This is a genomic window from Acinetobacter sp., from assembly GCF_049284435.1.
GTDB lineage: Bacteria > Pseudomonadota > Gammaproteobacteria > Pseudomonadales > Moraxellaceae > Acinetobacter.
Window position 1 is genome coordinate 1 of the sequence record NZ_JBAPXX010000086.1, and the last position, 12,698, is coordinate 12,698.

Genomic DNA, 12,698 nt, shown 5'->3' on the forward strand with positions numbered 1-12,698 from the left:
GTGTAGCATCTTGCGTACGGAAGTTCCAACGCTTAACACCACCTTGGAAACCTTTACCTTTAGATGTACCAGTTACGTCAACAACTTGACCCACTGTGAACAACTCAACGGTAAGCGTGCTGCCAACTTCACGACCTTCAAGATCAGCTTCTGTAGCGCGGAATTCTTGAACCAAACGACCAGCAGCAACACCAGCTTTCGCAAAGTGGCCTTTTTGAGCGTTAGTTACGCGAGATTCGCGACGTTCACCAGTAGTGATTTGAATCGCTTGATAACCATCAGTTTCAAGCGTTTTGATTTGAGTGATGCGGTTAGGATCAACCTCAATCACTGTTACAGGTACAGAAACACCAGCATCTGTAAAGATACGAGTCATACCGCACTTGCGACCGACTAAACCAATAGCCATGTGCATAAACCTCTAAAAAAGCGGCCTAATTAACTTAGAGCGTTAATTAACCGAAAGCCTTAACCCAATGCGATCTGAACATCAACACCAGCTGCAAGATCTAACTTCATCAATGCATCTACAGTTTTGTCTGTAGGTTGAACGATGTCGATCAAACGCTTGTAAGTACGGATTTCGTACTGGTCACGCGCGTCTTTGTTTACATGTGGTGATGTTAAAACGTTAAAACGTTCAATGCGTGTTGGCATTGGAATTGGACCACACACTTGTGCGCCAGTACGTTTTGCGGTTTCTACGATTTCTTGAGCTGATTGATCAATCAGGCGATGATCAAAAGACTTAAGACGGATACGAATTCTCTGGTTAGACATACCAGTAAACTCCAAGCCAAATATATAAAGAATCACTCTTGACGCATCTCACCCCACTTTATGTGGGCAAGTGTCAAGAGCAGTGAAATATCACTAAGGTCATGATCGATGCCACGACTGTAACGATAGTTAACTACTTTATTCGTAGTTAACCCCCTTCCTATTGAAGGGTCGCTTATTATAGCCATTGTTTAATGCATAAGCAAATCTCTTTTATGGTTTTATCCAAGTTTTCAATTTATGACTTAAAACAATAGTTTATTGTTTAAATATTAGGCTGTTTTTGCCAAAACATATTCTATCGCACGATTTAATATCTGATTTCCTTCAATAAATTTTTGCTTCGCGGTTTTTTTTAATTCAAATAAATTTTGCACATATTTTCCTGAAAATTGTGCAAGCTCTTCTTCATTTTCCAAAAACAATGCCAGGGTTTCTGGGGTGATTTCCGGATGAAACTGAAAGCCCAATACATTTCTGCCCAACTGATACATCTGATTACGACAGGCTTCATTTTCTGCAAGATGGACTGCCCCTTTGGGCAATTCAAATGTTTCATTGTGCCATTGCAAAATATTGAACTGCTCCGGCAGGCTAAAACAGGTTTCCGGCAGATTCGCTACCTTATGAACTGTGGTCCACCCCAATTCCTGCTCAGGATTACGACTAACGCCTGCACCCAAGGCATTTGCAATCAACTGCCCCCCCAGACACAGGCCGATTGCCGGTTTGCCATGGGAAAGATAACGACGCAACCAGCGTTTTTCCATTTTTAACCAGGGGAAATTCGCTTCATCATTCACACTCATGCTCCCCCCCATAATGATCAGCAAATCCACCTCTTCCACTGCAGGCAGCGCTTCGATCTCTAGAGGTCGATCCACAGGTAAAGCAAAAAATTCAGTCGCTGTAATGTGCGCCTGATGCTGCTTTAAAAATTCATAACAACTACCAAAACCTTCACCAGCAATATGCTGAAAATAATGCACTTTTAAATGCGACTTCATGCTCCTCAACCTATTTTTTTAGCTATATAGATTTAGGTTTTGCAAAAATGAAGCCAACTTTTTATAAGACTTGTTGTTTTTAAACAATTCACAACGTAACTGGCAGTGAGTCACAGATTCTCTTAAGCTAGAGTAATATTTGATTACATTTGAGCGCATTCACGTGAAACAAGACTCTCAAACTCGCCTGATTCATGCACCACGAAAGGCCCCTCAAGCAATTTCTACCATTCAGCCTCCCCTCTATCGTGCATCGACGATTATCTTTAATAATACCGATGCCCTGTTTAATCGCCATTGGACCGACGACTATGACTATAGCTATGGCACGCATGGCACACCCACTACGTTTACTCTCGGCGACAATATTGCCCAGCTCGAAGGTGGCTTGTATCACCTGCTCGCACCGAGTGGTTTATCTGCGATTAATCTCGTGAATTCTTGCTTTTTAAGCCAAGGGGATGAGGTTTGGGTGGCTGACAATATCTATGGTCCAAACATGGAGCATTTACGCAATCTGGAAAAGCGTTATGGAATTACGGTTAAAGTCTACAATCCCATAGAGCTTGATACGTTTCAGCCTACAGATAAAGCCAAACTGATCTGGCTCGAGGCTGCTGGCTCAGTCACTTTGGAATTTCCGGATCTGGTTGGTTTGGTGAAAAAAGCACAGGCACATCATATTCTGACGGCACTGGATAATACTTGGGGCGCAGGTCTGGCTTTTAATACCTTTGATTTTGGTGAAGAGCGTTTAAGTGTAGATATGACGGTACATGCACTGACCAAATATCCAAGCGGCGGTGGTGATATCCTGATGGGCTCAGTGGTCACACGGGATAAAGCCCTGCATCACAAACTGTTTCGTACTCACGCCATTCAGGGTATTAGTGTTTCTGGTGATGATGTGGCGCAGGTACAACGCAGTCTAGCTTCGATGCAACTACGATATCAACATCAATCCAACAGTACGCTGATCTTACTAACATGGCTTAAACAGCAAGCCGAGTTTGTACAGGTGCTGCATCCTGCTGATCCAGACAGCGCAGGCCATCAATACTGGAAAGAAATTTGCAAGCAAGGTGATAGTGCCGGCCTGGTCAGCGTGATCTTTGACAACACATACGCAATGCAGGACATTCGGAATTTCTGTGATAACTTACAACTGTTTAAGCTAGGCTTTAGTTGGGGTGGCCCTGTCAGTCTGGTCATGCTATATAACTTAAAAGACATGCGTGTGCTGGAACATTCACACTTAAAAGACGGCTTGCTGGTTCGTTTCTGTATTGGACTGGAACATCCGGAAGATTTGATTCAAGATATTCAACATGGACTAGAACAAATGAAAAAACTTAAAAACGAATAATAAATAACAGGAAAAACTATGGGTATACCAATTGTTATTGCTAAAAAAACTGCGGATACCACGCAGGATATTGTGTTGCATTCCCAACTTGCCAATCGACATGGCTTGATTGCAGGCGCTACCGGTACCGGAAAGACTGTAACATTAAAGGTACTGGCTGAAAGTTTTTCCCGAATTGGCGTACCTGTATTCCTTGCCGATGCCAAAGGCGATGTGTCCAGCCTGGCCAAAGCAGGTGAAAGCAGCCCCAAGTTTGATGAACGGATCAAAAGTCTTAATATCGAATCCATTCCTTTTGCAGCCTCACCAGTAGTGTTTTGGGATTTATTTGGCGAACAGGGCCATCCGATTCGCACTACCATTTCTGAAATTGGCCCGCTGCTCTTGGCTCAAATGCTAAATCTGAATGACACTCAGGAAGGTGTGCTTTCCGCAGTATTTCGGATTGCCGATGATCAGGGTTTATTACTGATCGACTTTAAAGACCTGAAAGCGATGCTGAGTTATGTCTCTGAGCATGCGGCTGACTTTAAGGCCGAATATGGCAATTTATCTCCCGCCAGTCTCGGTGCTATTCAACGCAACTTATTGGCACTGGCTGACCAAGGCGGTGATCAGTTTTTTGGCGAGCCGGCGCTAGATCTGATGGACTTTTTGCAGACAGATAGTCAGGGCCGTGGCAATATCAATTTGTTGGCGGCCGACAAGCTGATGAATATGCCTAAGCTGTATGCAACTTTCTTGCTCTGGATGCTCTCGGAGCTGTTTGAACAGCTTCCCGAAGTCGGCGATCTGGATAAACCAAAACTGGTGTTCTTCTTTGATGAAGCCCATCTCTTGTTTGATAATGCAAGCCCTGCACTACAGGATAAGATTGAGCAGGTGGTGCGTCTAATTCGCTCTAAAGGTGTGGGGATTTATTTTGTGACACAAAATCCACTGGACTTACCTGAAAGTGTCTTAGGCCAGCTCGGCAATCGGGTTCAACATGCTTTACGGGCTTTCACTCCCAAAGATCAAAAAGCAGTAAAAACCGCAGCAGAGACTTTCCGAGCCAATCCTGAATTTAAAGTCGATCAGGTGATTACCGAACTAGCTGTTGGTGAAGCTTTAATTAGCTGCCTGGATGAAAAAGGCATTCCGCAAATTGTAGAACGTGGCTGGGTCATGCCGCCGCATTCATCCTTTACGCCGATTAGTCTGGAAGAACGTCAAAGTATCATGCGTCAAAGTATTGTTGCCGGTATTTATGAGCAGCAAGTCGATCGGGACAGTGCCCACGAAATGCTGCAAAACAAGGTCGCACAACGCCAGCAACAAGCTCAGGCCGCTGAACTTGTCAAACAGCAAAGCAAAGAACAAGAAGCACTCGCCAAGCAGCAAATTAAAGAACAGGAACGTCTGGCACGTGAACAACAAAAAGAAGCCGAACGCGCAGCCAAGCAACGTGAAAAACTGACTCAGGATATTGTCGGCACCTTTGCCAAAAGTGCTGCCCGCAGCCTAGGCGGGAGCACTGGACAGAAAATTGTGCGCGGTTTACTGGGTTCGCTGTTTGGCCGCAAATAATCTCCCTCCTTTTCCGATCATCATCACACTTTTTATGGGATATTTTTATATCCCATAATTTTTCTATGGTTTTATGACTATGAGCTATTGTAAAGCCATTTTAAAAGATGTAATTTAAATGCATCTTTTAAAAAACACCTGTAGACGGCTCTCATGACTCCACAACATATTGAACTTGTACAAGCGACTGTTCCTGTTTTACGTGAAAACGGCGTAGCACTTACCACGTATTTCTATAACCGCATGCTGAACAATCATCCAGAGTTGAAAAACACCTTCAACATGGATCATCAAAGTACCGGCCGTCAACCACGTGCCTTGGCTGCTGCAGTACTTGCCTATGCCGAAAACATTACCAATCCGGGCGTTTTGGCCAAAGCTATCGAACGTATTACCACTAAACATGTCAGCTTGGATATTCAACCGGATCAATATGCGATTGTCGGTGAGAACCTGTTGCACTCGATTAGCGAAGTTTTAGATGTACCCATGGACTCAGACCTGATCGCAGCCTGGAAAGAAGCGTATATGCAACTGGCAGATATTTTGATTGGTGTGGAAAAATCTAAATATGCAGAGTTAGCGTCTGAAAATGGTGGCTGGACGGGCTGGCGCGAATTTGAAGTGGCAGCAGCGAATGATACCGATGCAGGTAAAATCTTTACGCTTAGACCTAAAGATGGTGCAGCGATTGCAAGTGCTGAAGCGGGTGAACATATTTCAGTACGTGTACAGGTGCCTGAACAGCACATTCGTCAACCACAACAGTTTAGCTTTGATCAGGCTCAAAACGAGCAATATCAAATTACTGTGAAAGCGGAAGAAAATCCAACCGCATTCTCGGTTGCACAGACCCTGATCAATCACTACCAGGTCGGTGATGTGGTCGAAGTGTCTGCCCCGCTCAAGCTTTAATTGCAAAAACGGTTTAGACTAGCATCAGATTCTAATTAAAAGCTCCATTCGTGGAGCTTTTAGCATTCAATTCTTTCATTTTCTAGCTGTTGACCTATGCAACTCAATAAATTCACTGACTATGCGCTTCGGATCTTGATGTATGTCGCACAGCCACGTGATCTCCCCTATACCATTGCGGAACTTGCCGAACGCTTGCAGGTTTCACAGAATCATGCCATGAAAATTGTGCATTTTATGGCAAAACAGGACTGGCTGATCACCACACGTGGTAAAGGTGGCGGGATACGTTTAAATCCAGTAAGCCTGAACCTTCAACTGGGACAGATTGTGCGGATTCTGCAACGCGACAGCAATGTAGTGGAATGTAATAGCCCACCCTGCGTGTTACGTCCGACCTGTGGCTTAAAAGGCATTTTAGATGATGCGGTGGAACAGTTTTATAGTAGTCTGGACCAATATGTGCTTCAAGATGTGATTACGCCACGAAATGCGCGTTTCAGTAGAAATTCTCCGATCGGCCTGATTAATCTTTAAAGTCTTCCGGGTCACGTCTTGTGACTTATTCTTGCGGCAAAGTTCGCTTGCCTATGCGACTTCCTTTATAATGTTTCATTGTAGATCATTTATTGAAGTTGAGTTATGCACCACAGCAGAGGAAAATCCAAAAACAGTAAGACAGCCCATGCGCCTAAGCAAAAGATCAGCTACGAGAAAAAAGTTGATTCTGCCATTACTGAATATTCTGTGCGCGCACTCAACTGGCTACGCAAAGCCGAATTTTTAATGAGTGCACCCAAACTCAGTCTTTGTGTAGAAGATACAGGCTATGAAATTGCTTTTGCCGGCCGCTCGAATGCGGGTAAGTCTAGTGCGATTAATGCCCTGACCAACCAGAAACAGTTGGCACGTGCATCGAAAAAACCTGGACGTACCCAGATGATCAACTTTTTCAGCCTGGGTAATCCGGATCAGCGTCTGGTCGACTTACCCGGTTATGGTTATGCGGCTGTGCCTGAAAAAATGAAACTGGTCTGGCAAAAAGAACTGGAAAATTACCTGATTCACCGTCAGAGCTTACAAGGCTTGGTATTGCTGATGGATATTCGTCATCCACTGCAACACTTCGATGTGATGATGCTGGAATGGGCTTATTCCCGCCAGTTGTTCGTGCATGTCTTGTTAACCAAGTCAGATAAACTGAATCGTGGTCCTGCATCCAAAGCCTTGCAGGAAGTCAAAGCGGCATTGAAAAAGATGAAGTTGGATTTCTCGATTCAACTGTTCTCCTCCATGAACAAACAAGGTTTAGAAGAACTGGCCAGTGTCATGGGTGGCCGTTTGAACTTTACCTTAGATCAAGCCTCTGAATATGATCTGGACAGTATTCCTGAAGCATCAGCGCATGATTTGAATGAATCTGATGAACCGCTTGAAGAACTCGAGCTTAGTGAATCCGATTCTGAGCATGTTGCTGAAGTATCGACGCATGATTTAAATGAAGCTGAAGAACCACTTGAATTGCTTGAGCAGGATCAATCCGAGCTTAAAGCGGCAGATGAGCTAAATCAGAATAAGCGTTCAGCGGATTAAGACCATATAACCGGAATGGTCTGAGATCGTTCTTGATTTATTAAAACTCACCTTATAAAAAAGCAGGTCAAATACCTGCTTTTTTATTTGTCTTTTGACTGTTTTAACTGTCTGCAACTTGTGGATCTGGTTCACGCGTATGCCGGTCAACTACCACGCTGATCATCATATCCCCTTGAACATTCACCACTGTACGTACGGTATCCAGTAAACGGTCGATCGGTAAAAGAATGGCAATCGCCTCGGCAGGCAAACCGACCGATTGCAAGACCATAATCATGGTCACCATACCGGCACTCGGAATTCCCGGTGCACCCAAGGATGCAATCATCGCAGTTGCACAGACCACCAGTTGCTGCCCCAGACTCAGATCCAGCCCCATTAAATTGGCGATAAATAATGCTGCAGCCGCTTCATACAGCGCCGTACCATCCATATTTAACTGTGTACCAAGTGGAATCACAAAGCCTGCGGTATGTGGACGTACCCCTAAATTTTCCTGCGCGCATTTCATCGACAAGGGCATGGTGGCCGAACTGGAACTGGTGGCAAAGGCAGTAATCAAGGCAGCACGTGTGCCTTTAAAGAAAGTGACCGGATCCATCTTGCCGAAAATCCACAGTAATAAAGGCAAGACCACGATGCCATGAAAAATCGTAGTTCCAGTAACCACCGCAGCGAATTCAGCCAAACGACTGAGGACTGAAACATCTTCAGTGGCAATTAATTTGGCCAATAAAGCAAAAATACCGAGCGGTGCCAGTTTCATGACCCAACCAATCATCAACATCATGATTTCAAAGAACTGATGACTCAGCTTGCGCACGGTACGAAATTTATCTCCTCCTGCGACCAGTGCCACACCAACAAATAGCGCAAAGACTACCACCGCCAAGACATTGCCATCGGCAAAGGCTTTAAACGGATTGATCAAGGTATTTTGAATAAAGTTGGTAAAGAAAGAAGATGGCGTGAGCGTATCAGGTGTTTGATGTTGTGCCATAGCATCCTGGAACATCAGTACATCAACACCCTTACCGACATCAAACAGATGCGCACACGCCAGACCTAAAATGAGTGCCAAGGTGGTGGTGGTCACACAACACATCAGGGTGATTTTCCAGGTGCGGCTCAGTTGCCCACCCGCCTGCAGATTGGATACGCCGACCACGATTGAGCTAAAAATCAGCGGCACTAACAGCATTTTTAACAAGCCAATAAAAATACTGCTGACGATGCCGATGCCATATAGGCTGATATCAAAAAATGAGGTCTGTGGAAATATCGTCAGTAGAAATCCAAACAGCACCCCCAATACGGCGGCAATTAAAATTTGCGTATTTAAGCTCATCTTTTCATGCATTTTTAATATTGATCTTAAGCCGCACTATGCCATGCGGACTCCATAGAATCGAGTAATATTTTATAAACGCGGCGTGAGGACATGATATCAAATGGCCATTTTCATCCGGCTTAAAAATAAAAAAACCGAATCAGGGATTCGGCTTTTTGAACAAGAAAAAATTACTGTGTTTCGATTTCACGTAAGCGGATCAGACCTTCCTGAGAGGTACTGCAGACCAGCTCGCCGTTCTGCCACATTCGGCCAAAATTCAGGCCACGCGAACTGGCGCTTTGGGTGGCATCCATATCGTAAAGCATCCATTCATCCGCACGGAACGGTTTATGGAAGTACATCGCATGGTCAATACTGGCACATTGCAAGCTTGGCGAAATATAGCTCAGACCATGTGGACGAAGCGCCGTGGTCATCAAGGTAAAGTCGGAATAGAAAGCAGCAATAGCCTGATGCAAGGAGATCTGATCGACTTCTGCAGCAATACGGTCATGGGTGCGGATATAGTGCGCATAAGACGGTGCTTCAGGTTGCGGCTGGAACGGATTTTGCGGATTGACCGGACGAATTTCCACATGACGATCACGAGTGAAAGATGCACGGACATTTTCCGGAATAAACTCAATAATCTGCTTGATCAGTTCTGCTTCATTTTTCAGGCTTTCTGCCGGTGGATATTCAGGCTCTGAAATCTGGTAATTTAGCCCTTCTTCCTGATGCGCGAAAGACACCATACACATGAAAATGGTACGGCCATGCTGAATGGCGCGCACCTGACGGCTGACAAAGCTCTTGCCATCACGGATACGATCCACTTCATAAATAATTGGTGCATTGACATCCCCGCCAAACAGAAAATAGGCATGTAATGAATGTGCCGGACGGTCTGTGGTATAAGACGCAGCGCGTAGTGCCTGCCCTAAAACCTGCCCACCGAACACGCGCTTGCCCACCAGATTCCGGCTGATTCCCCGGAAAATGTTTTCTTCTAACTTTTCTAAGCTCAGCAGCTCGACCAGTTCCTGTGTTAAGGCATTCATAAGCAACCTATCTAATATTGGAGATATCCCCAAATGGAAAAACGGATCTAAATAATTGATCTGGAATATTCTGCCACAAAATCAGACCGAAACTCTAAAGTTTGCATGACTATTCTGTCATACTGATATCATAAGTGACTAGGAAAAGCACCTGCTTTCACGCTAAAATTGAAGCACTTCTGTTGAAGTTGTTAAAAAAAGATATATTGTTTCGCTTTAGAAACCCGCAAAATAAATCCCCTCAGAAGCCCTGTGGTTTTGGTCAGTAAAATTAGGAGCAGCTATGTCCAAGAATGGCTTTGGTCAAATGTATCGCAAGCTTTCAAGTAAGTTACTTGATCTTGTGGTTACCCCTCATGTTCTTGGGGAAGTACCAAGTGAAGTGACAGCGCCTGAATCTGATCAGACTGCAGCAGAATCGCAGAAACTGGTCTGCTACGTTTTACAGAACCATTCGCGTAGTAATGCCCTCGTGGTCGATGCAGAAACGCGCCGCTTAAAACTGCCGGCTGCACTTGATCCAATGCAACTGGGCAACAATAAAGAAAAAGCATCGGTACTGTTTTTACAGCATCATGATGAAAATAATCTGCTCAGCTCACCACCGCATGCCTTTCCACCGCGCCTGTTACGCCTGATTGAAATCTTGGAGCAGCACCCTGAGCTGGATGTCGAACTGGTACCGGTAACGGTACTTTGGGGACGTGAACCTGAGAAAGAAGATTCCTGGTTTAAGCTTTTATTTACCGACACCTGGTCTACGCCAAGCCGGGTCAAGCAACTGGTCAATATCGGCCTGCATGGTCGCCAGTCTTATTTAGAGTTCCATGAACCGCAGTCTTTACGCACCTTGATTAACTTTGCCAAAGAGACGCACCCAAATTCAGCGCCGGCCACCTATATTGTCAGCAGCTTAAATGATTATCTGGATGGTCAGCGTGAAGTCATTCTCGGGCCGGATCTGTCCGACCGCCGTAATGTCATGCATGGCCTGATCAAGTCACCAGATGTACAGGCGGCGATTCGCAATGACAGTATTCGTAGCAAAATCTCGATACTGGAATCCGAACGACGTGCCATTCGTTATCTGAACGAAATCGTTTCCGATTATTCTCATTCTACCGTACGTTTTGCCGACAAAGCCCTGACCCGCTTATGGACCCAACTCTATGACGGCGTAGAAGTTCATAATTTCAGTACCGTGCGTGAACTGGCCAAGGATTATGAAATTGTCTATACCCCATGTCACCGCAGTCACATCGACTATCTGTTATTGTCTTATGTGATCTATCATCGTGGCTTGATGGTGCCGTATATCGCTGCGGGCGATAACCTGAATATGCCTTTTGTCGGTCAGATTTTACGTGGTGGTGGCGCCTTCTTTATTCGCCGTACTTTCCGCGGCAATGCGCTGTATACCACGGTGTTTAAAGAATATCTGTATAGCGTTCTGTCCCGAAATACCCCGCTGGAATACTTTATCGAAGGTGGCCGTTCACGTACCGGTCGTTTGCTTCCACCCAAAACTGGAATGCTGGCGATGACCGTACATAGCCATTTACGTGGCAAGTCCAAACCGATTGTCTTTGTTCCGACCTATATTGGCTATGAACGCTTGATGGAAGGCAGTACGTATGTCGGTGAGATGAGCGGCAAGCCGAAAGAAGCCGAATCGATTTTTGGGATTGTAAAAACCCTGCGCAAAATTGAACGCATTTTCGGTAAAGTGCATCTTAACTTCGGTGAGCCGGTCTTTCTGGATGACATCCTGAAACAACATGGCGCAGAAAATATCAAGATCGAAAAGAACGATGATCCGATTCCACAAGCGGTTTCTGATGCGGTAAACAGCTCTGCGCAAGCAATTCTGGAAAATATCAACCGTGCGGTGGTGATCAATCCGGTATCACTCTTGTCTTTGATCCTGCTGGCGACGCCAAAACATACCCTGGATGAAGAAATCTGTATTAAGCAGCTGGATACCTATCGTACCCTGCTGGCGGCATTACCCTATGATGAACGGATGGAAGTTACCCCGCTTTCCGGCAAAGAAATTATTGCCTATGCGATGAAACTGAAACTGATCAAGCGGCTAAAACATGTGCTGGGCGATATTATTGCCATTGAAGATAATCAGGCAGTATTGCTGACCTATTTCCGTAACAATATCGTGCATTCCTTTGTACTTCCGTCGTTAATTGCAGCCTTGGCTGAACACAATGGTACAATTCGCCGTCATGATGTGGTCAATATCAGCAGTACCCTGTACCCATTCTTAAAAGCAGAACTGTTTTTAAAATGGCGTGAAGATGAGATTCAGGATCAGGTCAATGCGCATATCGATAACCTGATTTCTGCCAAACTGATTGCTGAGGATGGCGAAAATCTGGTTGCTCCGGCACCGAATACCGAAGCGCATCATCAGCTGGAAGTTCTGGCTGCACCGGTGACCCAAAGTCTGGAACGTTATTACATGACCCTAGCCCTGATTACCCAGCGTGGTTCAGGCAATATTTCTACCCGTCAGGTTGAAGAGTTGAGTTATCTGGTGGGTCAGCGTCTGTCTGTGCTGTACGAGTTCAATTCACCTGAATTCTTCGATAAGGCCTTATTCCAGAGTTTTATTAAAGTCTTGACCCAAAAAGGTTATCTGTGCACCAATGAAGACAATGCTATTGTCTTTGATGAACAGCTGACCAACGTGGCGCAATATGCCGATCTGGTACTGGATGAAGTGAAATTGCAGATGCTGCATCACATCACCGCCTTTACCGATGAAGAACTGAAAGAAGCTTTAGATGCAGTGGCGGCTGAACAAGCCAAGAAACGTGCCAAGCGCAAGAAGAAGTAAGATTATTTAAGCTCCTTCTCCCTCTGGGATGAGAAGCACTGCTTCGCAAGGGGATGAGGGAAAATGTTCAAAAAATCCTTCACCTATCCCTAGCCCTCTCTTTCTAGGCATAGGTATCTACACAATTTCCGAGCTTTGCGTTAAATTGAAGAGCATGCTCTTCAATTTAACATCTCTGGTCTGGATCAGCGTCTTGTCAAACGCTATAACGGCCTTGTAA

Annotated in this window: 10 protein-coding genes and 1 pseudogene; 6 read left to right on the top strand and 5 right to left on the bottom strand. The window is 45.1% G+C overall.

Annotation, left to right across the window (positions count from 1 at the left end; genetic code table 11):
• The 3 genes from rplC to WAK81_RS08025 all read right to left on the bottom strand — a co-directional run.
• Positions 1-409 (bottom strand): 50S ribosomal protein L3 (gene rplC, locus WAK81_RS08015; protein WP_422196397.1); only part of this gene is annotated, 409 nt, incomplete at its 3' end.
• Between the two features lie 59 nt (positions 410-468).
• A complete protein-coding gene (gene rpsJ / locus WAK81_RS08020; RefSeq protein WP_000070912.1) occupies positions 469-780 on the bottom strand; it encodes a 30S ribosomal protein S10 in 312 nt (103 codons plus the stop codon).
• Positions 781-1,052: 272 nt separating this feature from the next.
• A complete protein-coding gene (locus WAK81_RS08025) occupies positions 1,053-1,787 on the bottom strand; it encodes a type 1 glutamine amidotransferase (RefSeq protein WP_422196398.1) in 735 nt (244 codons plus the stop codon).
• A gap of 163 nt (positions 1,788-1,950) precedes the next feature.
• On the opposite strand from WAK81_RS08025, the gene WAK81_RS08030 reads away from it, so the two are divergent.
• From WAK81_RS08030 to yihA, 5 genes and pseudogenes are all read left to right on the top strand, one after another.
• On the top strand, positions 1,951-3,153 hold the full coding sequence (locus WAK81_RS08030) for a PLP-dependent transferase (protein WP_422196399.1): 1,203 nt from the start codon (positions 1,951-1,953) through the stop codon (positions 3,151-3,153).
• 18 nt (positions 3,154-3,171) lie between these two features.
• A complete protein-coding gene (locus WAK81_RS08035) occupies positions 3,172-4,722 on the top strand; it encodes a helicase HerA-like domain-containing protein (RefSeq protein WP_422196400.1) in 1,551 nt (516 codons plus the stop codon).
• A 153-nt stretch (positions 4,723-4,875) separates the two neighbouring features.
• Positions 4,876-5,637, top strand: a complete 762-nt coding sequence (locus WAK81_RS08040) for a globin domain-containing protein (protein WP_422196401.1) — start codon at positions 4,876-4,878, stop codon at positions 5,635-5,637.
• Between the two features lie 96 nt (positions 5,638-5,733).
• Positions 5,734-6,174: an RrF2 family transcriptional regulator gene (locus WAK81_RS08045; RefSeq protein ID WP_422196402.1), complete on the top strand. Its 441-nt coding sequence runs from the start codon at positions 5,734-5,736 to the stop codon at positions 6,172-6,174.
• 105 nt (positions 6,175-6,279) lie between these two features.
• Positions 6,280-7,056, top strand: a pseudogene (gene yihA / locus WAK81_RS08050) (ribosome biogenesis GTP-binding protein YihA/YsxC); the annotation flags it as partial.
• Positions 7,057-7,333: 277 nt separating this feature from the next.
• On the opposite strand, the gene WAK81_RS08055 reads toward yihA, so the two are convergent.
• The gene (locus WAK81_RS08055; protein WP_422196403.1) at positions 7,334-8,581 is read right to left on the bottom strand and encodes a dicarboxylate/amino acid:cation symporter; all 1,248 of its coding nucleotides are present in this window, start codon (positions 8,579-8,581) and stop codon (positions 7,334-7,336) included.
• Positions 8,582-8,754: 173 nt separating this feature from the next.
• Entirely contained in the window at positions 8,755-9,627 is an 873-nt protein-coding gene (locus WAK81_RS08060; RefSeq protein WP_004645045.1) for an acyl-CoA thioesterase, read from the bottom strand.
• Between the two features lie 283 nt (positions 9,628-9,910).
• On the opposite strand from WAK81_RS08060, the gene plsB reads away from it, so the two are divergent.
• Positions 9,911-12,478: a glycerol-3-phosphate 1-O-acyltransferase PlsB gene (gene plsB / locus WAK81_RS08065; RefSeq protein WP_422196404.1), complete on the top strand. Its 2,568-nt coding sequence runs from the start codon at positions 9,911-9,913 to the stop codon at positions 12,476-12,478.
• Positions 12,479-12,698 lie beyond the last annotated feature (220 nt).

Excerpts from the sequence above, each read along its gene's own strand:
- rpsJ (WP_000070912.1), bottom strand. The coding sequence starts at position 780 with ATGTCTAACCAGAGAATTCGTATCCGTCTTAAGTCTTTTGATCATCGC.
- WAK81_RS08060 (WP_004645045.1), bottom strand. The coding sequence starts at position 9,627 with ATGAATGCCTTAACACAGGAACTGGTCGAGCTGCTGAGCTTAGAAAAG.
- WAK81_RS08040 (WP_422196401.1), top strand. The coding sequence starts at position 4,876 with ATGACTCCACAACATATTGAACTTGTACAAGCGACTGTTCCTGTTTTA.
- WAK81_RS08045 (WP_422196402.1), top strand. The coding sequence starts at position 5,734 with ATGCAACTCAATAAATTCACTGACTATGCGCTTCGGATCTTGATGTAT.
- plsB (WP_422196404.1), top strand. The coding sequence starts at position 9,911 with ATGTCCAAGAATGGCTTTGGTCAAATGTATCGCAAGCTTTCAAGTAAG.
- WAK81_RS08035 (WP_422196400.1), top strand. The coding sequence starts at position 3,172 with ATGGGTATACCAATTGTTATTGCTAAAAAAACTGCGGATACCACGCAG.
- WAK81_RS08025 (WP_422196398.1), bottom strand. The coding sequence starts at position 1,787 with ATGAAGTCGCATTTAAAAGTGCATTATTTTCAGCATATTGCTGGTGAA.
- WAK81_RS08055 (WP_422196403.1), bottom strand. The coding sequence starts at position 8,581 with ATGAGCTTAAATACGCAAATTTTAATTGCCGCCGTATTGGGGGTGCTG.